This window comes from Geodermatophilus aquaeductus (assembly GCF_900182545.1).
Classification (GTDB): Bacteria; Actinomycetota; Actinomycetes; order Mycobacteriales; family Geodermatophilaceae; genus Geodermatophilus; species Geodermatophilus aquaeductus.
In genome coordinates this window covers 181,527-204,284 of record NZ_FXTJ01000002.1, presented here as the reverse complement: position 1 = coordinate 204,284, position 22,758 = coordinate 181,527, and the positions used below count along the sequence as shown (strand labels likewise).

Annotated in this window: 18 protein-coding genes, 1 other RNA gene and 1 pseudogene; 7 read left to right on the top strand and 13 right to left on the bottom strand. The window is 74.6% G+C overall.

What is annotated here, in order from left to right; genetic code table 11:
* Window positions 1–146: 146 nt before the first annotated feature.
* The 3 genes from FN207_RS06005 (at window position 147) to FN207_RS05995 (ending at window position 3,298) form a co-directional block, all read left to right on the top strand.
* Window positions 147–1,289 (top strand): magnesium and cobalt transport protein CorA, encoded by a 1,143-nt coding sequence (locus tag FN207_RS06005; protein ID WP_142457435.1) that lies wholly within the window; start codon window positions 147–149, stop codon window positions 1,287–1,289.
* Window positions 1,290–1,440: 151 nt separating this feature from the next.
* Window positions 1,441–1,814: a transfer-messenger RNA gene (gene ssrA, locus FN207_RS06000) on the top strand.
* Window positions 1,815–2,218: 404 nt separating this feature from the next.
* The gene (locus tag FN207_RS05995) at window positions 2,219–3,298 is read left to right on the top strand and encodes an EcsC family protein (protein ID WP_185938209.1); all 1,080 of its coding nucleotides are present in this window, start codon (window positions 2,219–2,221) and stop codon (window positions 3,296–3,298) included.
* A 162-nt stretch (window positions 3,299–3,460) separates the two neighbouring features.
* Here FN207_RS05995 and FN207_RS05990 read toward each other — a convergent pair whose 3' ends face one another.
* From FN207_RS05990 to FN207_RS05975, 4 genes are all read right to left on the bottom strand, one after another.
* Window positions 3,461–3,871 carry a TIGR03668 family PPOX class F420-dependent oxidoreductase gene (locus FN207_RS05990; RefSeq protein ID WP_142457433.1) on the bottom strand — a complete coding sequence of 137 codons (411 nt, stop codon included), beginning with the start codon at window positions 3,869–3,871 and terminating at the stop codon, window positions 3,461–3,463.
* A 7-nt stretch (window positions 3,872–3,878) separates the two neighbouring features.
* The gene (locus FN207_RS05985) at window positions 3,879–4,889 is read right to left on the bottom strand and encodes an LLM class flavin-dependent oxidoreductase (protein WP_142457432.1); all 1,011 of its coding nucleotides are present in this window, start codon (window positions 4,887–4,889) and stop codon (window positions 3,879–3,881) included.
* 60 nt (window positions 4,890–4,949) lie between these two features.
* Window positions 4,950–5,840: an SMP-30/gluconolactonase/LRE family protein gene (locus tag FN207_RS05980; protein ID WP_142457431.1), complete on the bottom strand. Its 891-nt coding sequence runs from the start codon at window positions 5,838–5,840 to the stop codon at window positions 4,950–4,952.
* An 87-nt stretch (window positions 5,841–5,927) separates the two neighbouring features.
* On the bottom strand, window positions 5,928–6,782 hold the full coding sequence (locus FN207_RS05975) for an SDR family oxidoreductase (RefSeq protein ID WP_142457430.1): 855 nt from the start codon (window positions 6,780–6,782) through the stop codon (window positions 5,928–5,930).
* A 153-nt stretch (window positions 6,783–6,935) separates the two neighbouring features.
* Here FN207_RS05975 and FN207_RS05970 point away from each other — a divergent pair, with 153 nt between their 5' ends.
* A complete protein-coding gene (locus FN207_RS05970) occupies window positions 6,936–7,823 on the top strand; it encodes a helix-turn-helix transcriptional regulator (RefSeq protein WP_142457429.1) in 888 nt (295 codons plus the stop codon).
* Between the two features lie 179 nt (window positions 7,824–8,002).
* Here FN207_RS05970 and FN207_RS05965 read toward each other — a convergent pair whose 3' ends face one another.
* The 5 genes and pseudogenes from FN207_RS05965 to FN207_RS05940 form a co-directional block, all read right to left on the bottom strand.
* Complete coding sequence (locus FN207_RS05965) at window positions 8,003–9,586, bottom strand: serine hydrolase (RefSeq protein WP_221888068.1); 1,584 nt, start codon at window positions 9,584–9,586, stop codon at window positions 8,003–8,005.
* 263 nt (window positions 9,587–9,849) lie between these two features.
* Entirely contained in the window at window positions 9,850–11,505 is a 1,656-nt protein-coding gene (locus FN207_RS05960) for an NAD(P)/FAD-dependent oxidoreductase (protein ID WP_142457428.1), read from the bottom strand.
* 138 nt (window positions 11,506–11,643) lie between these two features.
* Window positions 11,644–12,162: pseudogene (locus FN207_RS27255) on the bottom strand (UGSC family (seleno)protein).
* Window positions 12,162–13,592, bottom strand: coding sequence for a thioredoxin family protein (locus tag FN207_RS05945; protein WP_142457425.1), 1,431 nt, complete (start codon window positions 13,590–13,592; stop codon window positions 12,162–12,164). Before FN207_RS05945 ends, FN207_RS27255 begins: the two are co-directional and overlap by 1 nt.
* Window positions 13,593–13,628: 36 nt before the next feature.
* A complete protein-coding gene (locus FN207_RS05940) occupies window positions 13,629–14,765 on the bottom strand; it encodes a VldE C-terminal domain-containing protein (RefSeq protein WP_142457424.1) in 1,137 nt (378 codons plus the stop codon).
* 233 nt (window positions 14,766–14,998) lie between these two features.
* On the opposite strand from FN207_RS05940, the gene FN207_RS05935 reads away from it, so the two are divergent.
* The gene (locus tag FN207_RS05935) at window positions 14,999–15,856 is read left to right on the top strand and encodes an SDR family oxidoreductase (protein ID WP_142457423.1); all 858 of its coding nucleotides are present in this window, start codon (window positions 14,999–15,001) and stop codon (window positions 15,854–15,856) included.
* A gap of 11 nt (window positions 15,857–15,867) precedes the next feature.
* Here the strand turns inward: FN207_RS05935 and FN207_RS05930 are convergent, their stop codons facing one another.
* Window positions 15,868–16,245, bottom strand: coding sequence for a YybH family protein (locus tag FN207_RS05930; protein ID WP_142457422.1), 378 nt, complete (start codon window positions 16,243–16,245; stop codon window positions 15,868–15,870).
* Between the two features lie 95 nt (window positions 16,246–16,340).
* On the opposite strand from FN207_RS05930, the gene FN207_RS26165 reads away from it, so the two are divergent.
* Both FN207_RS26165 and FN207_RS05925 read left to right on the top strand, forming a co-directional pair.
* Window positions 16,341–16,517, top strand: a complete 177-nt coding sequence (locus tag FN207_RS26165) for a hypothetical protein (protein WP_185938208.1) — start codon at window positions 16,341–16,343, stop codon at window positions 16,515–16,517.
* A gap of 36 nt (window positions 16,518–16,553) precedes the next feature.
* Window positions 16,554–18,068 carry an adenylate/guanylate cyclase domain-containing protein gene (locus tag FN207_RS05925; protein WP_221888067.1) on the top strand — a complete coding sequence of 505 codons (1,515 nt, stop codon included), beginning with the start codon at window positions 16,554–16,556 and terminating at the stop codon, window positions 18,066–18,068.
* On the opposite strand, the gene FN207_RS05920 is transcribed toward FN207_RS05925, so the two are convergent.
* The 3 genes from FN207_RS05920 to FN207_RS05910 form a co-directional block, all read right to left on the bottom strand.
* Window positions 18,053–19,105 (bottom strand): potassium channel family protein, encoded by a 1,053-nt coding sequence (locus tag FN207_RS05920; RefSeq protein WP_185938207.1) that lies wholly within the window; start codon window positions 19,103–19,105, stop codon window positions 18,053–18,055. The two genes, FN207_RS05925 and FN207_RS05920, sit on opposite strands and share 16 nt — an antisense overlap.
* 65 nt (window positions 19,106–19,170) lie before the next feature.
* Entirely contained in the window at window positions 19,171–20,958 is a 1,788-nt protein-coding gene (locus FN207_RS05915) for a class I adenylate-forming enzyme family protein (protein ID WP_246065805.1), read from the bottom strand.
* Window positions 20,959–21,134: 176 nt separating this feature from the next.
* On the bottom strand, window positions 21,135–22,706 hold the full coding sequence (locus tag FN207_RS05910; protein ID WP_221888066.1) for a long-chain-fatty-acid--CoA ligase: 1,572 nt from the start codon (window positions 22,704–22,706) through the stop codon (window positions 21,135–21,137).
* Window positions 22,707–22,758 lie beyond the last annotated feature (52 nt).

Sequence of the window (22,758 nt, the reverse complement as noted above, 5' to 3'; positions counted from 1 at the left end):
AGGGAGGGCGAGCGCGTGCGCAGCGAACCGCCCAGTCCCAGTCCCGAGGCCCTCGCCGCCTGATCCCGGCCGCCGCGCGCGCCGGGTGCCGGTGCGTGGAGGGCCTCCGCTGAGTCCCGTCACCCAGCGTCCCCCGGGAGCCCGTCATGGCCGACCGTCGCCTCGCGCCCCTCACCGCCCTGTCCACCCTCGGGCGCCGTCCCCGCCCGCAGGTGCTCCGGCCGGTGGCCCCGCCGCCGCCCGCGCCGCCGCAGCCCGAGCGCCTCTCGCGCCTGGTCGACAACGCCGTCTACGCCGGCGGCCGGCGCATCGCGACGCCGGCGTCGGCCGAGGAGAGCCACGACTGGCTGACCGAGGGCTTCGACGACCGGCTCGTGTGGCTCGGCCTCTACCGGCCCGAGCCCGCCGAGCTGGGGGAGATGGCCGAGCAGTACGACCTGCCCGAGCTCGCCGTCGAGGACGCCATCCAGGCCCACCAGCGGCCGAAGTTCGAGCGCTACGGCGACACGCTGTTCGTCGTCCTCAAGGCCGCGCGGTACCTGGACGCGGCCGAGGAGGTCGAGTTCGGCGAGCTGCACCTGTTCCTCGGCCGGCAGTTCGCGATCACCGTCCGGCACTCGGAGTCGCCCGATCTCGCCCGCGTGCGGCGGCGCCTGGAGAGCGAGCCGGCGCTGCTGGCCAAGGGCAGCGAGGCGGTGCTGTACGCGATCCTCGACGCCGTCGTCGACGGGTACTCGCCGGTGGTCGCCGGCCTGGCCAACGACATCGACGAGATCGAGACCGAGGTCTTCCGCGGTGACCCCGGCGTCTCCCGGCGCATCTACGAGCTGTCGCAGGAGGTCCTGGAGTTCCAGCGCGCCGCGCAGCCGCTGACCGGGATCCTCGCCGCGATCACCGCCGGGTTCGACAAGTACGGCGTCGACGAGGACCTGCGCAGCTACCTCCGCGACGTCGCCGACCACGTCACGCAGGTCAACGAGCGCATCGAGGCCTTCCGGCTGCAGCTGCGCGACATCCTCACGGTGAACGCGACCCTGGTGGCGCAGCGGCAGAACGACGAGATCCGCGAGCTGACCGTGGCCTCGATCGCGCAGGGCGAGGAGGTCAAGAAGATCTCCGCGTGGGCGGCCATCCTCTTCGCGCCGACGCTCGTGGGCACGGTCTACGGGATGAACTTCGAGCACATGCCCGAGCTGTCGTGGCACCTGGGCTATCCGTTCGCGCTGGTGCTGATGCTCGGCGTGAGCCTGACGCTGTACGCCGTCTTCAAGCGCCGCGACTGGATCTGACGCCGCGCCGGGTTGTTGATCATCGGACGCATGCACGACGACACGCCGTCGCACGGCGTGTCGAGCGGCAGACATCCGATGATCAGCCCGCCGGGGCGCCGCGGGAACAACGCGGTGGCTTGCCCGGTTAGGATGGATGCACAACTGCACAGGGGGTGAATGGTCTCGACTGCGGTCGGGTGACCAGGGGAAGCGAGCCGAGGAAGCCGACGATGAGCTCGTTAACCACGCGTCGGAAACAACACAAGCGCCGACTCCAGTCAGCGCGAGTTCGCCCTCGCTGCCTAAGTAGCGAGGCGACTCTGTCAGCCCGGGTTCGTCATCGGCCCGGATCCTGGCATCAGCTAGATGACTAACCGTGTGCGCCGGTCGCGGGCGTGCACGGGACACCAAACAGTGACTGGGCCCGTCGTCTCGACTCGTTCGTGAGATCGGGAGGGCCGAGCAGAGACGCAGCGGACTGCGCTCGGAGAAGCCCTGGTGATGCGTCGCAGGACGCGGGTTCGATTCCCGCCACCTCCACCCCGCGTTCTCCCCGAGAACTCGGATTCGTTCCCTCGAATCCGGCGCTTCAGGAGAACTTGCAGCTCAGCCACGTAGGGCCCGGTCGAACGACCGGGCCCTACGTGCGTCTGTGGCCACGGACGGCGGTCCTACGGGCGATCGAAGTCGTCGCCGTTCCCTACCGCGAAGACGTCGAACGCGACAGGCGCGCCCCCGTCCTCGGCTGCGACGGACTCAGAAGACGCCGCTGTCACGCGTGTCGTGCAGCGCTGCGGGTGCCGGCAGGAGGAGGGCAGGCCAACCGGGCGCCGGTGGCGCGACGCGGTAGTTGCCCACCCGGTCGAGCGGTCCCGGCGTGCCGAGGGGGTCCTGCTGGCACATCCGGTGCTCTGATGTCGGAGGAAGCGCAGATGACGGGGGGCTGTGTGTCGACCGAGATGACGCCGTACGAAGAGCGGGCGTGGGCGGAGATCGTCGAGTGGCGTCAGAACCGACTCACCGCCCGGACGCGACGAAGGCTGCCAGCCGCGGTGCGAGACCGCGCGGTGAAGGCAGGGCAGAACGCGAAGGAGAAGTTCGAGGCGCTGCCAGGTGCACACGAGTTCGAGTCACGGTTTCTGGAGGCCCTCGGCGGCCTGGGCGACTTCGGGGCCCGGACGGCGATGGCCAGCGTGCGCGACGACGCGATCATCGAGGCCTACCGCAAGCGCGGCCACACCGTCGATGACCTCGATGACATCCGAAAGCTGGATCTGCAGGTCATCGACCGCGTGAAGCCGAAGCTGGCGCTGGCCTACACCGCCGGTGCCACCGCGGAAGGCGCTGTCGCCGGTCTCGCCGTCTCAGGCGGCGAACTCCTCGCAACAGCCGGCGGCGTCTTGGGCGTCGGCGCCGGAGGCGCTCCCGGCGCGGCGACGGTGATCGGGGCGATGGCGGCGGATGCCGTCGCCGTGCTCCTGGGAGCCAACCGTGCCGTCGCGCACATCGCCGCCTACTACGGCTACGACGTCGACAAGCCGGACGAGCGGCTGTTCGCGCTGGCGGTGCTCGGCATGGGGACCGCGACAGGGGCAGGCAAGGTGGCCGCCTACGCGGAGATCAACAAGCTCGTCCAGATGCTGGCCCGCCGAGCGACCTGGGAGCAGTTGCGCAAGAACGCGGTGACCCGGGTGGTCGAGCAGGTCTTCGCCCGACTCGGCATCCGCATCACCCAGCGCAAGCTCGGCCAGGCGGTGCCGATCGTCGGCACCGTGTTCGGCGCCGGCATGAACGCCAAGCTGTTCATGAGTGTCACCGACGATGCCGAGCACATCTATCGCGAGCGCTTCCTGGGGGAACGCTACGGCTGCCTCCCGGCGCCTGACATGTCTTCCCCCAGCGGCGAGCGCACCGAGGAAGCTGATGTCAGCAAGGAGGCCCATGTCATCGACGTGGCCGAGCTGCTCGACGAGGAGCTCGACAGAGACGACGACGATGACCGTGGCGAGGAGCCGGTCGGCTCCTGACCGGTCGCGGTGTGAACGAATCGTGATCTTGTTGTGATGGTCCTATGCCCAGGATCAACCACAGGTCGTTGACCTGTGGAGACGCATTCGGGGAGAACCTCACCCCGGCGAGAGCCCGTACGGACGACGTCCGTGCGGGCTCTCGTGCGTCCGGGCTCCTGCTCACGTACTCGACCATCCACTCCAGCGTTCGATCCTGACGACGACCAGCGGTCCCGCCGGAGGCTGGGCGCGGTACTGGGGATGCCGCTCGACGAGTGCGGCCAGTCCCGGATGGTGGGCGCCCGGGTCGTCGATGACGACGCCGACGCCGTCGGCACGCACCCACCACAGCCGGCTCCAGTCCTGCTCGTAGTGGTCGACCAGCAGGGCGCACCGGGGCTCACGCCGCAGGTTGGTCAACCGCTGCAGCTGCGTCGTCCGCTTGGGTTTGGCGTCGACGGCCAGCCAGACGGTGTCGGCGGATGCCGCGAACACGACCGGGACGAGGTGGGGAGCACCGTCCGGGCGGACCGTCGCCAGGCGAGCGACGGCGGCAGAGGAGAAACGCTCGCGCAGCTCCGCTGTCCGCACCGGCCGGTCAGCTGCTGACAGCGGTCGTCGAGCGACCGGCCACCTCGAAGAACGTCTCGAGCTCACGGCGGACGTCCGGTCCGCACGGCTGGAAGACGATCTCGGTGACACCGTGGTCGGCGAGCTCGGCGAGCTTGCCGCGGACCTCCTCCCGCGTCCCGCTGAGCGTGGTCGGTCCGAGCAACGAGGAGCCCCCCGCATCCCACGCCGCCTGGTCGGCCTCGTTGAGCTCGACGCAGTGACCCGTGTGCACGGCGATGTGCCTGAGCTCCTCCGGAGTCCGGTCCACCACCTCGTTCCAGGCTCCTCCGCCTGCCAGCCCGGCCACGGCTGCCTGTCCGCCGAACTCGTACGCGCCGTGCCACGCGAGTGCGGTGCCGGGACCGCCCGCGAGGCGGACCCGTTCGGAGGTCGGGTCCTCGCCGTCGTCCAGGACGGTGCCCCAGGCCAGGTACGAGACCCTCGGGAACTCCCGGGCGAAGTCGGGGAGCTGCAGGGTCGCGTACAGGCCGTCGCCCAGCTCCCGCGCGACCTCGGCGCCCTTCGGTCCCAGGGCGCTGATCAGGACGGGGACGTCGACCGGTCGGGGAGGGGCGTGACCGGCCGGGTGGAGCATCTGCATCCTGGCGCCCTCCCACTCGACGACCTCACCGCGCAGCAGCCCCCGGTAGGTCCGGATGTACTCCGCCATGAACGACCACTTGATGGCCCCGTAACCCATGGCCCTACGCCCGGAGAACCCCGTCCCGAAGGCCACCTCCACCCGGCCGGGCGCCAGCGCCGCCAGCATCGCCGTCGCGGCGGCGTTCACCATGGGATGCCGCAGCGAGGGGACCAGGACGCCGGGCCCGAGGCCGATCCGGGTGGTGCGCTCCGCGGCGAGCGCCAGGCACATCCACACGTCGGGACTGTTCTGCGGGGTGTCGTAGAGCCATGCCCGCGCATAGCCGACTTCCTCCGCGAGCGCGATGTTCTCGTGCGAGTCCAACGCGGTCGGAAAGGCGACCGAGACGTCCATGCTGTTCCCCTCTGCTGACGACGGTGTCGCGGACCTCTGAGGTCTGGGAGTGCTCTCCGACTACGGGCGGCCGGCGTGCGGCACCTCGACCCGGCAGGAGCGCAGGTGCGCCTCGCGCGCGGCACGTCGCGCGGTGCGGTCGAAGTCCGGCGCGGTGCAGAGGAAGAGCGTGCGGCCGTCCTCACCGCCGAGCATGCAGGCGAACACGCCGGTGCCGACGGGTAGTTCCTCCAGGACCTCGCCGCCTCGCCGGATGCGGAGCACCCGGCCGGCGAGCGCGTCGGCGACCCACAGCGCTCCCTCGGCGTCCAGACCGCAACCGTCCGGCGCGACCACCAGCTGCCCGAGTGCAGCCTGCAGGTCGCGGTCGGTCGGCAGCGCGCCGAACGACGCCCACACCCGCCGGTTCGCCAGCGTGCCGTCGGCGCCGATGTCGAACGCGGTGATGCGGTTGCCGAACGTCTCGTCCACCAGCAGTGTGCCGTCGTCGGTGATCACGCTGCCGTTGGGGAACCACATGTCGTCGGCCACCTGGGTCACCACCCCGTCGGGGTCGACGCGCAGCAGGACCGCTGGTGCGACCGGGGCGCCGGCCATCAGGTCGAAGCCGAAGTCGCCGACGAAGGCGCGGCCCTGCTGGTCGACCACCATGTCGTTGGGCTCGCCGGTGACGTGCGCCGACAGGTCCGCGTGTGTCACCAGCGACCCGTCGGGCTCGCGGCGCAGCAGCCGCTCGTCGTGCTGGGAGACGACCAGGAGCCGGCCGTCGGGCAGCCACCCGAGTCCGGACGGCCGGCCCGGCACCTCCGCCTCGACCCGGAGATCGCTGCCGTCGTCGCGGGCCGAGAGCACCTGGTGGGTGTAGAAGTCCGACACCCAGATCCGGCCCTCGTGCCAGCGCGGGCACTCCAGGTAGGACAGGCCGTCCAGGATGGTGCTGATCTGCCGCATGGCTCACCTCGGCGCCCTCGGTGCGCGGGAGCCTAGCCCGGGTCCCACCCCCTCCGGGGCGCTCGTGCACCCGGGCCCGGCGAGGTGTCAGGCGCCGGCCGGGACGTCGTCGTGGGCCAGCGAGCTCGACAGCTCCCGATGGGCGCCGGCCTGGGCGAGCAGGTCGTGCGCCTTCTGCTCGAGCGTCCCGACGGCGTCCGCGCCCGCGGCCCAGCGCAGCGGCGGCTCGGCGGAGCCGGCGAGCCGCACCAGCGCGCGGGCGAGCTTCGCCGGGTCGCCGCCCTGCCGGCCGTCCATCCCGGTCCAGGCGGTGACGGTCTGCCGGGTGCGCTCGGCGTAGTCGTCGATCACGGGCTCGGCGTAGCGGGTCGAGTTCGGGGTGAGCAGCTCGGTGCGGAAGAAGCCCGGCTCGACGAGCAGCGTGCGGATGCCGAACGGCGCGACCTCGGGGGCCAGCGACTCGCTCCAGCCCTCCAGCGCGAACTTGCTGGCGGAGTAGGCGGTGCAGAACGCCTGCCCGACGATGCCGGCGGTCGAGCTGACGGTCACCACGAGCCCCGAGCGCTGGGCGCGCATGACCGGGAGCACGGCGCGCGTGACGTCCAGCGGGCCGAACAGGTTGGTCTCCAGCTGGGCCCGGAAGTCGTCGGCGGTGATCTCCTCGAAGAAGCCGGCGTGGAAGTTGCCGGCGTTGTTGACCAGCACGTCGATGCGGCCGAAGCGCTCGACAGCGGCGTCGACGGCGGCCCGCACGCCGGCCGGGTCGGTCACGTCCAGGGCGACGGCCAGCAGGTCGTCGTGCGCGCCGACGGCGGCGGCGACCCGCCCGGGGTCGCGGCCGGTGGCGACGACGGCGTGACCGGCGTCGAGCGCGGCCCGGGCGATGTCGGTGCCCATGCCGCGGCCGGCGCCGGTGACCAGCCAGACCTTCTTCTCACTCACGTCGTCCTCCGGGTTCTCGGTGTGAGCGCCCGCGGGACCGCGGACTCGCTGCGACCGAGACAACCCCCGGCGGCGGTGGGGTGGGAGAGCCTGCCGGGAGGGGGTACCGGCAGGGACCCCCTCCCAACGACGGACGGACCTAGCCTCGGTGCCGTGGACACCCGCAAGGACCTGCGCGAGTTCCTGGCCACGCGCCGGGCCAGGATCACGCCGCAGCAGGCCGGGCTGCCGACCTCCGGCGGCCACCGCCGGGTGAAGGGCCTGCGCCGCGAGGAGCTGGCGATGCTGGCGGGGGTGAGCGTCGAGTACTACACCCGGCTGGAGCGCGGCCACGCGGCCGGCGTCTCCGACAGCGTGCTGGAGGCCCTCGTCCGGGCCCTGCGGCTCGACGAGGCCGAGCGCGCGCACCTCTACGACCTGGCGCGCACCCCGGAGGCCGCGGCCCGCACGCGCCGCCGTCCCGCCCGCGGGCGCGTCCGTCCGGGCGTCCAGCGGCTGCTCGACGCGATGCCCGACGTCCCGGCGTTCGTGCAGAACGGGCGGCTCGACGTCCTGGCCGCCAACGCGCTCGCCCGGGCGCTCTACGCCGACCTGTTCGCCGGCACCGCGGCCGACCGGGTGCCCAACCACGCCCGGTTCACCTTCCTCGACCCCCGGGCCACCGACCTCTACCCCGACTGGGACCGCGCCGCCGCCGACAGCGTGTCGCTCCTGCGTGCCGAGGCCGGGCGCACCCCCGGCGACCGGGAGCTGTCCGGACTCGTCGGTGAGCTGAGCACCCGCAGCCGGCGGTTCAGCGCGCTGTGGGCCACGCACGACGTCCGCTGGCACACCACCGGCACCAAGCGCTTCCACCACGCCGTCGTCGGCGACCTGGTCCTGGCCTACGAGGGGCTGGAGCTGACCGGCGACCCCGGCCAGACGCTGATCACCTTCACCGCCGAGCCCGGGTCGCCGTCCCAGCAGGCGCTGACCTTCCTCGCCAGCTGGGCCGGCTCGCCGCACCCGACGACCGCCCGCGACGCGACCGACGCGCAGTGATCCGGTTCCTCGTGACCGGGCCGGGGAACCCGCCGCGCGTACGGTGCGAGCCGTGAGCGAGGTGGCCTTGGTGATCGAGGTCCTCGCCGTGGCGGCCGGACGCGAGGCGCCGGCCCCGGTGCCCGGCGACCGCCCCTCGCCGTAGCGCCGGGGGACGGCCGCCGAGCGCCCGCGTGCGGTCAGCCGCGGGTGAAGGTCCCCAGTCCCGTCCGGTCGTAGAAGTCGAGCCGGACGCTGGAGGCCCTCCCGTCCGGGCCGACCGTGAAGAGGGCCCCGGCGAGGCCGTTGGCGTTCTCCCCGATGCTCTCGAAGGTGAAGACGTCCCCGCTGTAGTGCGTCAGCGGGAACACCGTGGGCCGGTCCGACGGGCCCATCGACATGCTCAGCGCGTCGCCGTCGGCGGTCACGGTGAGCGGTCCGTAGTAGGGGTTGTCGTAGGTCCCGACGTAGGCGTCCGGGGCCCGGGCGGGCTCGGGCTGCGCCGGGGGCTGCGTCCAGTCGGTCTCCGGTGCGTCCTCCTCCTCGAGCTGCGCGAAGAGCCCCGCGAAGGCGGTGAGCCAGTCGACGGTGAGCGCACCGTTGTTCGCGACGTCGAAGAAGCCGGTGGTGATCGCCTCGGCGATGCCCTCGGGGCGGCCGTTGGTCAGCGCGACGACGGCGAGCTCCTCGACCGGGAGCATCTGCACCGAGGTGGCGGCACCCAGGTTGAACGCGCCCGAGTGCCCGATCTGCAGCCGCCCCCGGTCGTCGTAGGACACGTTCCACCCCAGCCCGTAGAAGCCGGTGCGGGAGACCGGGCTCCCCGGCGGGTTGGAGACGGAGTGCGGGGTGCGGGTGACGGTCAGCGCGTCCGCGTCGATCACCTGCTCGCCGTCGTACAGACCGGCGCCCAGCTGCAGGCGCATCCACTGCGCCAGGTCGTGCACCGAGGAGCTCGCGCCGCCCGCGGGTGCCTCGGCGTCGGCGTCCCGCTGGTAGCGCGCCGCCCAGGTCCGGTCGCCGGTGGGCACGTGGATCGCCGCCCGGTTCGCCGCGGTCAGGTAGTCCTCGTGGCGGTAGCTGGTCTCGGCCATGCCCAGGGGCTCGAACAGCGTCTGCTCGGCGAGGTCCTCCCAGGGCGTCGCCGTGGCGTCCGCCGCGGCCTCGGCGCCCGCCGTGAAGCCGAAGTTGCTGTAGTTGTAACTCGACCGGAACGGGGCGAGGGGCTGCTGGTCGAGCCGTCCCAGGATGTGGTCGCGGTCGTAGCCGAGGTCCTCGAGCAGGTCACCGGCGCCGGTGGAGAGACCACTGCGGTGCGACAGCAGGTCGGCGAAGGTGGCGTTCGCGGTGACGTAGGGGTCGCGGAGGGCGAAGTCCGGGTTCGAGGCCACGACCGGGTCGTCCCACTCGATCGCCCCGCTCCCGACCACACCCGCGACGACGGTGGAGGCCAGCGGCTTGGACAGGGAGGCCAGCTGGAACACCGTGTCGGCGTCGACCGTCTCGGGCTTCCCCACCTCGCGGACCCCGAAGCCCTGCGAGTAGACGACCTCGTCCCGGTAGACCACGGCGACCGCCACACCGGGTACCCCGGTCCGCTCCATCGCGTCGCCCACCAGGTCGTCCACCGAGGCGACGGCGTGCTCGACCTGTTCCGGGGTCAGCTGCGCCGCCGGTGGCGGCGGCGCCGTGGGCAGCCCGCTGCTCGTCGCCGGCGCGGCCACACCTCCGCCGGCCGTGGCGCACGCGGTCGTCAGCGCCGCGACGGCCGCGACGACGACCACAGGACCTGCGGGGCGCGACGGCCGCAGTGGACGGCGACGCCGGGACCTGCGGCCGCCGACGCGGAGCCGGTGATCGGGGGATCCTGCGGAGGGGAGGTCGGACACGGTGCACGGTCCCAACTGACACCGCGGTACGGGTGCCGGGTCGCCGAGCGGCACGGGTGGGGCCGGCCGGACGGACGGCACGCGGGGCACCCCTGGTGGCCCCGGACCGTAGTGCGGGGCCACCCCGCGCGTCGAGGAGCCCGCGCGTGCCCCGCAGGTCAGGCGCCCGTGGCGGCGAGCAGGCGGTGGACCTGCTGGATCGCGATCGAGCCCTCGCCGACGGCGGAGGCCACGCGGCGCACCGAGCCGTGCCGGACGTCCCCGACCGCGAGGACCCCCGGGAGGCTGGTCTCCAGCGGCAGGGGAGCGCGGTCGCGTCCGCCCGCGTCCACGTCGGGCCCGGTCATCACGAACCCGGCCGCGTCGCGCTGGACGGCCGGGGGCAGCCACTCGGTGTGCGGCCGCGCGCCGATCATCAGGAACAGCCCGTCGGCGGCGACCGTCTCCCGGGTCCCGGTCGCGCGGTCGCGCAGCACGAGCCGTTCCAGCCAGCCCTCCCCGCCGCCGTCGACCACCTCGGTCCCGGTGCGGACCTCGATGGTGGGGGTCGCCTCGATCTGCCGGACCAGGTAGTCCGACATCCCGGCGGCGAGCGTCGCGGCCCGCACGACGAGCGTGACCCGGCGGGCGTAGTGGGCCAGGTGCAGGACGGCCTGCCCGGCGGAGTTGGCACCCCCGACGACGACGACGTCCCTCCCCGCCACCAGCGGCGCCTCGGAGGCCGCGGCGCCGTAGAAGACGCCGGCGCCGCGCAGCGCCTCGAGCGCCGGGACGCCGAGCAGGCGGTAGCTGGCACCCGTCGCCAGGACGACGGCGCGCGCGACCGCGACCCCGCCGGTGTCGAGGGTGAGGGCGATGCCGTCGGGTTCGGGAGCCAGGTCGGTGACCCGCTGCATGAAGGCGAAGCGGGCGCCGAAGACCCACGCCTGCTGGTAGGCCCGGCGGGCCAGTTCCGCGCCGCTGACCCCCCGGGGGAAGCCGAGGTAGTTGCGGATCGCCGAGCTCGACGTGGCCTGCCCGCCGAGGCTGCCCGAGTCCACGACCAGGGTGCGCAGCCCCTCGGAGGCGCCGTAGACACCCGCGGACAGGCCGGCCGGCCCGCACCCGACGATCACGAGGTCGTACCGGTCCCTGTCCGGGTCCACCGTCGAGCCCGCGGCCCGGGCGATCTCCGCGTCGCTCGGGTCCTCCAGGACGTGCCCGCTCGGCATGACCACCAGCGGCAGCGTCCGCGGGCCCGTGCCGGCCAGCAGCGTGCGCCCCTGCTCGGAGTCGGCCAGGCAGAACCGGTGCGGGATGGCGCAGCGTCCCAGCACCTCGCGCAGCTCGGACGCCCGGCCGGTCCAGGTCTCCCCGACGACGTCCACGGTGTGCGGAGCGGAGCCGCGCGCATCGGCCCACGCCAGCAGGGAGCCCGAGATCGCCTGGTGGAACTGCTCGTCCGGTGGCGGGGCGGGCCGGATCACGTAGTGGTCCATGCGCCCGGTGGCGACGGCGTCGAAGATCGCGTTGCCGGTCCCGGAGTCGCCGAGGTGCCCCCACGCGACGAGCAGGACGCGCTGCGCGTGCGGGAACGAGCGCGGGACCTCGGCGAGCAGCTCGGTGCCGGAGCGGCCGTCGACCACCTCGCCGGCGAGCACGAGGGCCACCTCCTCGCCGGCCCCCGCGAGCCGCCGCAGCACGGCCAGCGCCTCGCCGGCCGAGCCCAGGCAGCAGACGCGGTAGTCGCCGGCGTACCGGGTGCGCAGTTCCCGCTCGACGTCCCGCAGCAGGCCGGGGTCGTCGTCGACCGCGACCAGCAGGGGGAGGGTCACGTGGGCCGGCCGGCGCGTCGGGCAGGCGGTGCCGTCATCCCGGGAGGCTAGGAGCGCGGTGCGCCCGGGCACCAGGCTCGAAGGTCCCGGCGCCCGGAGGTCCCGGCGCCCGGAGGTCCCGGCGCCCGCCGGGCCGGCTCAGCCGGACGTGACCGCCCCGAGCACCGCGGGGTAGGCGTCCCGGGCCAGCCGGCGCAGCTCGTCGTCGGTCCGGTCCTGGATCGGGTGCGGCACGAGGACGTGCGGCACCGCCAGGCCCAGCGCCCGCGCCTGGACGGCCGCGGCGTCGGCGAACTCCGAGGAGGCGAGGAAGACCCCCACCACGCCCCGGGCCTCCAGATCGGCGATGTCGTGCACACTGCACGACGTGCACGAGCCCTAGTCGGCCAGCGCCTCGATGACCACCTCGCACCGCGTGGCGATCTCGTGCCGCAGGTCCACCGGCGCGGGGCGGGCGAACGTCGGCTTGCGATAGCGCAGGGTCCGGACGCCGTCGGCGGCCAGCAGCGCCTCCAGCTCCGCGACGACGACGTCGCCCCGGTTCTTGGAGATGTCCAGCAGGCCGACCGTCAGCCCCGCCAGCGACGCCGGCCGGGCCGTCAGGGCCCGCTCGGCCGGCCGTCGCTCGCTCGTCGGGTCGAGCAGCACTCGTGCCATCAGGCCTCCTCGATCGGGACGGTCACCGGCACGCTGCCGGCCGGACCGCTGACCCAGCCGCCGATCACCGCCGAGAACATGCCGGCGGGACCGCCGGCGTAGGCGAACAGCAGCCCGCCGGGGCGGAACTTGGGCAGCGGCCGGTCGGCCAGCGCGTCCGGCATCCCCTCGGCGATGCCCAGCGCGCCGCGGCGGAACTCGTCGGGCTGCAGTTCCAGGAGCGGGTCGAGCTCGGCGAGCAGCCGCTCGCGGTCCCAGCCGGCCTCGCGGAACACCCGCCCGTGCTCCGGACCGAGGACGACGAGGGCGTCCATGCCCAGCGCGGCCTTCGGGTGGCCCACGGTGCGCAGGACGAGCGCGAGCGTGCGCGCCAGCGACTCCGGCGTCCGGCTGGCCTGGTCGAGGAACGGGGTGAGCCCCGCGCCGGCGAAGACGGTGAGCGCCGAGCCGGGGACGCCGCGCGACTCGGCCAGCGGGGGGAAGGGCCGCAGGTCGTCGTCGGCCTCCGCGAAGCACCAGCCGAGCTTGCCGGGGTTGCCGAGCGTCGCGCGGTCGACCTCACCCGGCCGGCCGCCGCCGACGTTGCGGACGACGAGCTGCAGCGCGCGCCCGATCGTGGCGTTGGCCCGGTTGCCCTGGCCGAGCGCGTTGACGCCGGAGTTCATCCGCAGCCGCGCGGTGACGGGGCCGTCGACCACCAGCACCGGCCCCGCGGACCAGGTGGTGGCCAGCACGCCGTGCAGCGCGAACTCGTCGCGGCAGGCCGCCTCGACCGCGGCGAGCACCACCGGGAGGTGCTCGGGCAGGCAGCCGGCGAGGACGGCGTTCACCGCCACCTTCTCCACCGTGCACTCGACCAGGTCGGGCGGGACGACGGCGACGACCTCGTCGGGAGCCCGCCGCGTGCCGGCCAGCATCCGGAGCACCCGCTCCTCGGTGGGCGGCACGCACGGCAGCCCGTCGCTCCAGCCGCGGTCGTACACCGCCTCGACGTCGTCCTCGAGGTCGGCGAGCTCCACCCTGCGGGCGCGGAGCACCCGGCCGCCGTAGCGCCGGGCCAGTTCCTCCTCGACGCCCCACTCGACGCTGCGGGACCCGCAGCCGGGCCGGTGCTCGGGCAGCCCCTCGCCGAGGCCGGTCACGCCGGTGAAGGACTCCCACTGTCCGCGCAGCCAGCCCTCGATGCGGCCGGTCTCCGCGCCGTCGGCCATCCGCAGCAGGGTGGGCACCGTCTCGATGCCCAGCCGCCAGCTGACCTCCAGCTCGCGGTCGTCGGTCACCGGCAGCCCGGCGGGGAAGGACGGGTCGTCCTGGCTGACGACGGTCAGCGCGCCGGCGCCGGCCAGCTGCTGGAGGACCGGCTCGACCAGCGAGCAGGTGGGGCAGTCGCGCTTGACGACCGCCACGAGTCCGTCGGGCACCGGTGCCACGGCCCGACCATGGCACGCGTGTCAACGGAGGGCGGGTCAGCCGTGCGGCGGGGTGAGCCGCCGCGGCAGGCAGGCGTTGGTCAGCTCGTCGCCGGCGAGCTGGGGGTAGGTGGCCGCGCACCAGGCCCCGACGTCGGCCCGGCCGCCGAACCCGGCGTCGACCACGGTGATCCAGTACGGGTCGCCGTCGGGCGCGGTGGAGCGCTGCCCGAAGTCGGTGCCGTGCAGCACGGACACCGCGGCCGGGTCGGTCACGGTCGCGAGGGCCGCCCGGCTCTCGGCGAGGACGTCGACCGCCTGGAAGACGTGCGTGCCGTTCTGCGCGGTCTGCAGCGGATCGGTGATGCCGACGTCCTTGGACGCGAGCTGTGCCACCCAGCGGCCGTCCGTCGTCAGCCGGGCGAGGGACTCCGCGCGCAGCGCCGCGAGCTCGGCCAGGGCGCCGGCCTCCGCGTCCGTGTCGTGGGCCGAGGCCCCCTCCTGCGGCTCGGCGGCGGCGTCGGTGCTCGGCGCGGGCTGCTCGGCGCCCGGCGCGCAGGGCGGCAGGTCGCCGGGGGCCGGGTCGGGGGTGCAGGGGCCGGTGTCCACCCGGGCGGTCACGCCGGTCCACCAGGAGGTGGCGCCCATCGCCCCGGCCCACGACAGCGAGACGTGCACGTGGTCGGTGTGCGGGCTGACCCCCGTGTAGGGCCGCCAGCCCCGCGCCGGTGACCAGATCCCCTGGTCCCAGATGGCGTACATGACGCCGAGCCGCCGGGCCGCCCAGGCGGGCTCCCCGTCCGGCCCGGCCGCGGCCAGCCACGCCAGCGCGTCCTCGGCGACGGCCCGCTCGGCGGGGTCCCCGACGTCGAGCATCCAGTCGAGGGCGCGACCCTCCTTGTGCTCGCTCGGACCGCCGACCGAGCAGTCGCGGGAGATCCCGACGCTGCCGGTGCCGTAGTGGTCGACCAGCAGCTCCGCGAGCGCGGCCGTGCCGGGCTTGGCCGCGGGATCGCAGACCGCCTGCGCCACGTAGGGCGCGGGCGCCTCCACGGTCTCCGGTGCGGCCGCGGCCGCCGTCGGGCCGGCCGCGGCGGCGGGCGGCGCCAGCAGGACGACGGCCGCAGCCGTGACGAGCAGGGCGGTGACGAGCAGGGCGCTGCCGAGCGGGCGGGTGCGACGGGTCGCGTGCACGGCGTCCTCCACGGTCTCGGGAGTCCGGCCGGCCCATCCCAGGAGGACGGCGCCGCGGCGGTCCACCCTCTCCTCCCTCCCCCGGGAGGCCGCCCGGCGTGGCGGTACGCAGTGCAGGCGCCACGCGCGGTTCCGGGTCCGCCGGACGGGGGACACGCGGCCGGGATGAGGAGCACCCGCGCCGGAGTTGTTGAAGACGCAAGCAACCGCGCCCGCAGGAGGAGAGCCACCGCATGACCACCTACGCCGTCACCGGAGCCACCGGGGGCCTCGGCCGCCGCGCCGTCCAGGAGCTGCTCGACCGCGGTGTCCCCGCGTCCGACGTCGTCGCCGTCGTCCGCCGTCCTGACGCCGCCGCCGACCTGGCCGCCCGCGGCGTGCAGGTGCGGCACGGCGACTACTCGCGGCCGGACACCCTCCCCGCGGCGCTCGCCGGCGTCGACCGGCTGCTGCTGGTCTCCGGCAGCGAGGCCGGGCAGCGCGTCCCGCAGCACACCGCGGTGATCGACGCCGCGGCCGCCGGCGGCGTCCAGCGGATCGTCTACACCTCGATCGCGCACGCCGACACCTCGACCAACCCGCTGGCCCCCGAGCACCGGGAGACCGAGGAGGTGCTGCGCCGCTCCGGCGTCCCGGCGACGGTCCTGCGCAACAGCTGGTACGCCGAGGGCTACACCTCCCGCATCGACGAGTACCTCGCCACCGGCGAGATCGTCGGCGCGGCGGGCGACGGCCGGGTCTCGGTCGCCCCGCGCGACGACTTCGCCGTCGCCGCCGCGGCCGCGCTGCTGGCCGACGAGGAGGGCACCGTCGTCCGCGAGCTGGGCGGCCCCGGCGTCACCCTCGCCGACCTCGCCGCCGCCGTCACCGAGGTCACCGGGACGACGGTCCGCTACCGCGACCTGCCGGCCGGGGAGCTGGTCGCGACCCTGCAGGGCGGCGGCCTCGACGCCGGCACCGCCGGCTTCGTCGCCGGGATCGACACCTCCATCGCCCGCGGCGACCTGGACACCGGCGACGCCGACCTCGCCGCCCTGCTCGGCCGGCCGGTGACCCCGCTGGCCGACGCCGTCCGCGCCGCCCGGGGCTGAGCGGCGGTCGCTCAGCCGGCCGGCACCGAGTGGTGCTCGTGCGTGACCAGCCAGCGCTCCCCGTCGCGGCGCAGGCCCACGGTCAGCCGCACCTGGAACCCCTCGGTGCCGGCCGCGCCGATCCGCAGCAGGCCGTGCGCGAAGGCGACGTCGTCCCCGGCGACGACGGTCAGGTCCGAGACGTCGAAGAGGCCCTCGCCCTGCGCGTCCCAGAACAGCCGCCACTGGGCGAGGTAGCCCTCCGTCCCGGTGATCGTCATCGGCGGCGGGACGTCGAAGAGCACGACGTCGTCGCTGTGCAGGGCCAGCACCGCGTCGACGTCGGCCTGCCGCACCGCCTGCGCCCACGCCTCGAGGGCCGCGCGCACTCCGTACTCGTTGCCGTCCATGCAGGGCAGACCCCGCGGGCCGGCCGATCTCATCCCCGCGGGTGAGGTGCGCCGCCCGGCTGGAGGAACCCCACCCGCCTGCCGATCCCGGGGACATGAACCCCCTCGCGTGCCGCGCCGTGGCGCAGGCAGGTCTGGTCGCGGCGACCGCCTCGGCCGACGACGAGCGCCCGTGGCCGCTGCTGCTGGTCGCCGGCTGGCACACCACCGCCACCGACCTCGTCCTCGCGGACGCCCGGCTGGCCGAGGACCTCGCCGCGCTCCCGGTCTGACCGTGTCCCCGCCGCGCCGGGGTCGTTGAGCCGACCGTGATCCCGACCAGCGCCCGCACCGCCGCCCGGCGGGCCGACGACGTGCTGGCCTGGGCGCCCAGCGGGCGGATCGCCGTCCCGCTCATCGTGGCGCTGGTGGTCGCCGCCGACCTCGTCGGCGTGGGCACCGTGACCCTGCTCCTGCTCGGCGTCTCCGACGGCGGGGACGACGCCGGCCGCGGCCCCGTCCTGCTCACCGCGCTGGGCTACCTCGTCGTGGCGCTGCCCCTGGCCACCCTCGCCGGGCTGCGCCGCCAGCGGGCCACCACCGCGTGGCTGGTCGCCGGCCGCGACCCCACCCCGGCCGAGGCCGCCCGCGTGCTGCGGCTGCCGGTGGACACCGCGCTGATCGCCGCCGTGGTCTGGCTCCTCGGCGCCGTCCTCACCGGCGTCGTCGCCGCGGTCGCGTTCCCCGAGCCGCTCGTCGGGCTGCGGGTCGGCGTCGCCGCCCTGTTCGGCGGCGCGGTCACCGCCGGCGTCGTCTACCTGCTCGTGGCCCGCGCCGCCCGCGGGCTCACCACCCGCGCGCTCGCCGCGCACCCGCCGTCGGGCCGGCTCGCCCTCGGCGTCCGCCCGCGGCTGCTGCTCACCTGGGGCCTGACCAGCGCCGTCCCGCTGCTCGGCGTCGTGCTGCTGTTCGTCGACCCGAGCAACCCCGGGGGGCCCGGCCGCACCGCCGTCGTCTTCCTCGCCGTCGTCGCCGTGCTCGTCGGCGGGCTGGCCACGCTGCTCACCGCGCGCGCCGTCGGCCAGCCGCTGCGCGACCTGCGGCAGGCGGTGCAGCGGGTCGGCGCCGGCGACTACACCGCCGCCGTCACCGTCGACGACGCCGGCGAGATCGGTCTGCTCCAGGAGGGCGTGAACACGATGGCCGCCGGCCTGGCCGAGCGGGAGCGGCTGCGCGACCTGTTCGGCCGGCACGTGGGGACGACGGTCGCGGCGCGGGCGCTGGCCGAGGGCGCCTCGCTCGGCGGTGAGGTGCGGCCGGTCGCGGCGCTGTTCGTCGACGTCGTGGGCTCGACGTCGCTGGTGCGGCGCACCGGCCCCGAGGGGATGGTCGGCCTGCTCAACCGCTTCTTCGCCGTCGTGGTCGACGCGATCGAGGCCGAGGGCGGGCTGGTCGACAAGTTCGAGGGCGACGCCGCGCTGTGCGTCTTCGGCGCGCCCACCGCGCACCCCGACGCCTCCGGCGCGGCCCTGCGCGCGGCCCGCCGGATCTGCGACGACGTCGCGCGCGCCGGCGAGGTCGATGTCGGCGTCGGCGTGGCCTGCGGGCCGGCGTGGGCCGGGCAGGTGGGCACCGCTAGCCGGCTGGAGTACACCGTCATCGGCGACCCGGTGAACGAGGCCGCGCGGCTCACCGAGCTGGCCAAGGAGCACCCCGGCCGGGCGGTGGCCAGCGAGGCCGCGGTGCGCGCCGCGGGCGGCGGCGAGGCGGCCCACTGGGTGCCCGGCGCGGAGGTGGAGCTGCGCGGGCGCGGGGAGCCGACCCGGACCTACGCGCGCGCGTAGACCTGGCCGTCGGGGCCGTGCGAGCGGACGACGACCAGGACGTCCTCGCTCTGCAGCGTGCCGATCAGCGGGTCGTCGAAGCGCAGCGTGCGCCCGCCGCGGGTCACCGACAGCACGACGTCGCGCAGGTCGCGCGGCCCGAGCCCGACCTCCCCGGAGCGCACCGTGCGCTGCGAGAGGTCCAGCCCCTGACCGCCGGTGAGCAGGTCCTCGACCACCGAGACCACGCGCGGGCTGTCGGTGGACAGGCCCAGCAGCCGGCCCGACGTCGCCGAGGTGGTGATGACGGTGTCGGCGCCGGACTGGCGCAGCAGGCTGGCGTTCTCCTCCTCGCGGACGCTGGTGGTGATCGGCACGCTGGGGTTGAGCTGGCGCACGGTCAGGGTGATGAGGACGGCGGCGTCGTCGCGGTTGGCCGCCACGATGACCGCCCGCGCCCGCTCGACGTGCGCCCGGCGGAGCACGTCGGTGCGGCCGGCGTCGCCGACGATGCCGGTGAGCCCGATGGAGTTGGCCTCGTCGATCGCCTTCGGGTCGGCGTCGACGATGACGATGCTCTCCAGCGGCGTGCCGGTGGCCCGCAGCGAGCGGACGGCGCTGCGCCCCTTGGTGCCGTAGCCGCACACGATGACGTGCTGGCGCACGCGGGACCTCCAGCGTCGGATGCGGAACTCCTCGCGCGAGCGCGCGGTGAGCGCCTCGAGCGTCGTCCCGATGAGCACGATCAGGAACATGATCCGCAGCGGCGTGATGAACAGGATGTTCACCAGCCGGGCGGACTCGGTGATGGGCGTGATGTCGCCGTAGCCGGTGGTCGAGAGCGTGACCGTGGAGTAGTAGATGGCGTCGAGCAGCGTGATGCCGACCTCGTCGCCGTCGCGGTAGGAGTCGCGGTCGAGCCAGACGATGAAGACGGTCAGGCCGAGGAAGAACGCCGCGAGCACGACCCGGCGCCACACCTGGCGGACCGGCGACTGCTCCTCGTGGGCGATCTGCACCCCGGTGTGCGGGTCCTCCGACCCCTGTCCGCCGATCACCCCGCGGACGATAGCGAGCGGGGAGCGGCCGCACCGGGAACCGGGGCGGCCGCCACCCGAACGCGTCAGGCGCCGGCGACGGACTCCCGTTCCCGGGCGGCCAGTTCCCGCTTGAGCACCTTGCCCGCCGCCGAGACGGGGATCGCGTCGATGAAGACGACGTCGCGCAGCCGCTTGTAGTGCGTGACGCGGTCGTTGACCGCGGCCATCACCGACTCGGCGGTCAGCGCCGCCCCGGCGTCGTCGGCCTTCCGGACGACGTAGGCGACCGGGAGCTCCCCGGCGGTCTCGTCGGGCCGCCCGACGACGGCGGCCCCGGCCACGCCGGGGATGCCGAAGAGGATCTCCTCGAGCTCGCGGGGGAACACGTTGTAGCCCTTGTAGAGCAGCATGTCCTTGGTGCGGTCGACGATCGACAGGTAGCCGTCCTCGTCGAGGATCCCGACGTCGCCGGTGTGGAACCAGCCGTCGGGGTCGATCGACTCCGCCGTCGCCTCGGGCCGGTGGGCGTAGCCGCGCATGACCTGCGGGCCGCGGATGCACACCTCCCCGCGCTCGCCGGCCGGCAGCGCGTCGCCGCCGCCGAGGGGGCGGATGCTGATCTCGGTGTCGAACACCGGGACGCCGACGGTGCCGGGCTTGCGGGTGCCCGACCGGAACGACGGGTTGCCGGTGGCCTGCATGGTCACCTCGGTCAGGCCGTAGCCCTCGCCGATGACGGCGTTGGGCAGCACCGCCTGCAGCCGCTCGATCAGCGACACCGGGAGCGGCGCGGCACCGCTGGAGACGCCGCGGACGTGGGACCAGTCGTGCTCGGTGAACCCGGGCACCTGCAGCAGCGCCACGAACACCGGGGGCGCGCCGCCGATGCTCGTGACCCGGTACCGCTGCGCGTCCTCGACGTATCTCACCGGGTCGAAGCGCATGTGGATGACGGTGGTGGTGCCGCCCATGACCATGCCGTTGAGGTAGCCGATCGCGCCCATGGCGTGGAACCACGGCGTCAGGTTGATCAGCGTCGCCTCGCCCAGGCGGGTCGGGTACTCGTCCTCGCCGCCCACCTGTCGGACGGTGACGTCGCCGGCCTCGTCGAGCTCGGGCAGCGATCCCGACGTCCAGCACGCCGACTGCAGCACGTTGGTGACCACGTTGCGGTGCGGCAGCTCCACGCCCTTGCTCACGCCGGTCGTGCCGCCGGTGTAGGCCAGGTGCGCGAGGTCGGCGGCGGGGTCGAGCCCGGCGTCGCGGTGGTGGTCGGTGGGGTCGGCAGCCAGCAGGTCGGCCAGGTCGACGTCGCCGTCCTGGAGGCCCTCGAGCCGGGCGGCGAAGTCGAGGGTGTGCGCCTCGCCGGTGACGACGACGGTCCGCACCGGCGTGGCCTCCAGCGCGCCGCGGACGAAGGGCAGCACCTGGTCCCAGGTCACCAGGACGGTGGCGCCGGCGTCGGTGAGCTGCGCGGCCAGGTCGGCGGCGGGCAGCAGCGGGTTGGTGGGGGAGAAGACGGCGCCGGCCATCATGACGCCGTAGTAGACGGCCGGGTACTGGCGGCAGTTGGGCAGGTGCACCGCGACGACGTCGCCGCGGCCGACGCCGGCGTCGGCCAGCCAGTTGGCGACCGCGGCCGCCCGCGCGCCCAGCTCCTCGTAGGTGAGCTCGACGTCGTGGTCGACGAACGCCGTGCGCGTGCCCCAGCGGCGCACCGCGGCGCGCAGGATCGACCCCACCGGCACCAGCGGGTACTCCAGCGACCGCGGCAGGCCCGGCGGCCAGCTGACGGCGGGCTCCTGCGGGGTGGCGGGCTCCTGCGCGGCGGTCGTCGCAGGGTGCGTCGTCGCGGGGGGCATTGCGGTCATGCGTGTCCTTCCGTCCGGATCGGTGCGCCCGTCAGCGTGGTACAGGTCACACCCGCTGTCACGCAGCGCCGAGCACATCCGCAGATGTGCGCCGCGCACAGGTGACGTGCTGGAACGGCCCTCGTGCAGGGGCCCGCCGCGAGCCTGCGAGCGGTGGGGGGCGCGAGGGTCCTTCGTCACACGGCGGGATCGGAGACCAGGGAGCCGGCGCGGTGTTCGGCGCGCAGGGCGGTCTTGAGCACCTTGCCGCTGGGGTTGCGGGGGAGCGCCGGGACGATCGAGTACTCCCGCGGGTGCTTGTAGCGGGCCAGCCGCTCGCGGCACCAGGCGCCGAGCTCCTCGGGCGTGGGCGGGGACGCGGGGTCGCGTGGGGCGACGACGGCCAGCGGCGCTTCGCCGTACCTCGCGTCCGGGACGCCGATCAGCGCGACCTCCGCGACGCCGGGGTGGGCGGCGAGCACGTCCTCCACCTCGGCGCAGTACACGTTCTCGCCGCCGGTGATGATCATGTCCTTCTTGCGGTCGACGACGTAGAGGTAGCCGTCCTCGTCCTGCCGGACCAGGTCGCCGGAGTGGAACCAACCGCCCGCGAAGGCCTCCGCGGTCGCCTCCGGCTTGCCCCAGTACTCCTTCATGACCATCGGGCTGCGGTAGACGATCTCGCCGACCTCGCCCTGCGGCACGTCGTTCATCGCGTCGTCGACGACGCGGACCTCGACGTTGAGCATCGGCGTCCCGACCGAGCCGATCTTGCGCACCGAGTCCTCGCCGCGCAGGAAGGTGGTGACCGGGCTGCACTCGGTCTGCCCGAAGGCGCTGATCACCTCGGCCTGCGGGAACGTGTCGATCATCGTGCGCAGCAGCGTGGTCGAGGCCGGCGCCGCGCCCCACGAGATCCGCCGCAGCGAGGACAGGTCGCGGTCGGCGATGCCGGGCACGGCGACCACCGCGGCCCACATCGCGGGCACCAGGAAGATGCTGCTGACCCGCTCCCGCTCGATGAGGTCGAGCGTGGCCACCGGGTCGAAGCCCCCGGACCGGAGGATCACGTGGGTGCCGCCGAGCAACAGGGGCGGCAGGCCGCCGGCCAGCCCGGCGATGTGGAACAGCGGCGCCCCGGGGACGCCCACCCGGTCGTCGGGGCCCCAGCCGAGGTGGGTGACCTGGCTGAAGACGTGCACGAGCAGGTTGTGGTGGGTGAGCACGGCGCCCTTGGGTCGGCCGGTCGTGCCCGAGGTGTACATGATGAAGGCCGGCTCGTCCTCGTCGACCTCGACCGCCGGCGGCTCGGGCGAGGCCGCGGCCAGCGCCTCCTCGAGGTCCCCGCCGATCGTGAGCACCGTGGTCACCGCCGGTGCCTGCTCGCGGGCCTTGGTGGCCACCTCGGCGAGCGCGGCGTCGACGACGAGCGCGGTGGCGCCGGAGTCGGTCAGCACGTAGGCCACCTCGTCGGCGACCAGCCGGAAGTTGACCGGGACGACGACCGCGCCGAGCCGGACCCCGGCGAGGTAGGCCTCCCAGACCTCCATCGAGTTGAGCCCGAGCACCGCGACCCGGTCCCCGGTCCCGACGCCGCGGTCGGCCAGCGCGCGGGCCAGCCGGGTGACCCGCTCGTCGAGCGCGGCGTAGGTCCGCCCGCCGCCCTCGAAGCGCAGCGCCCACGCGTCGGGGGTCCGGCGCGCCCAGCGGGCCAACTGGTCGGCGGCGGTCATGCCGCGCCCCTGCAGGGTGGGGATCGGGACGCTCACGGGTCCTCCTGGCCTGGCGGGTGTGACCTGCGTCATGCTGCTGGCGGCGGGA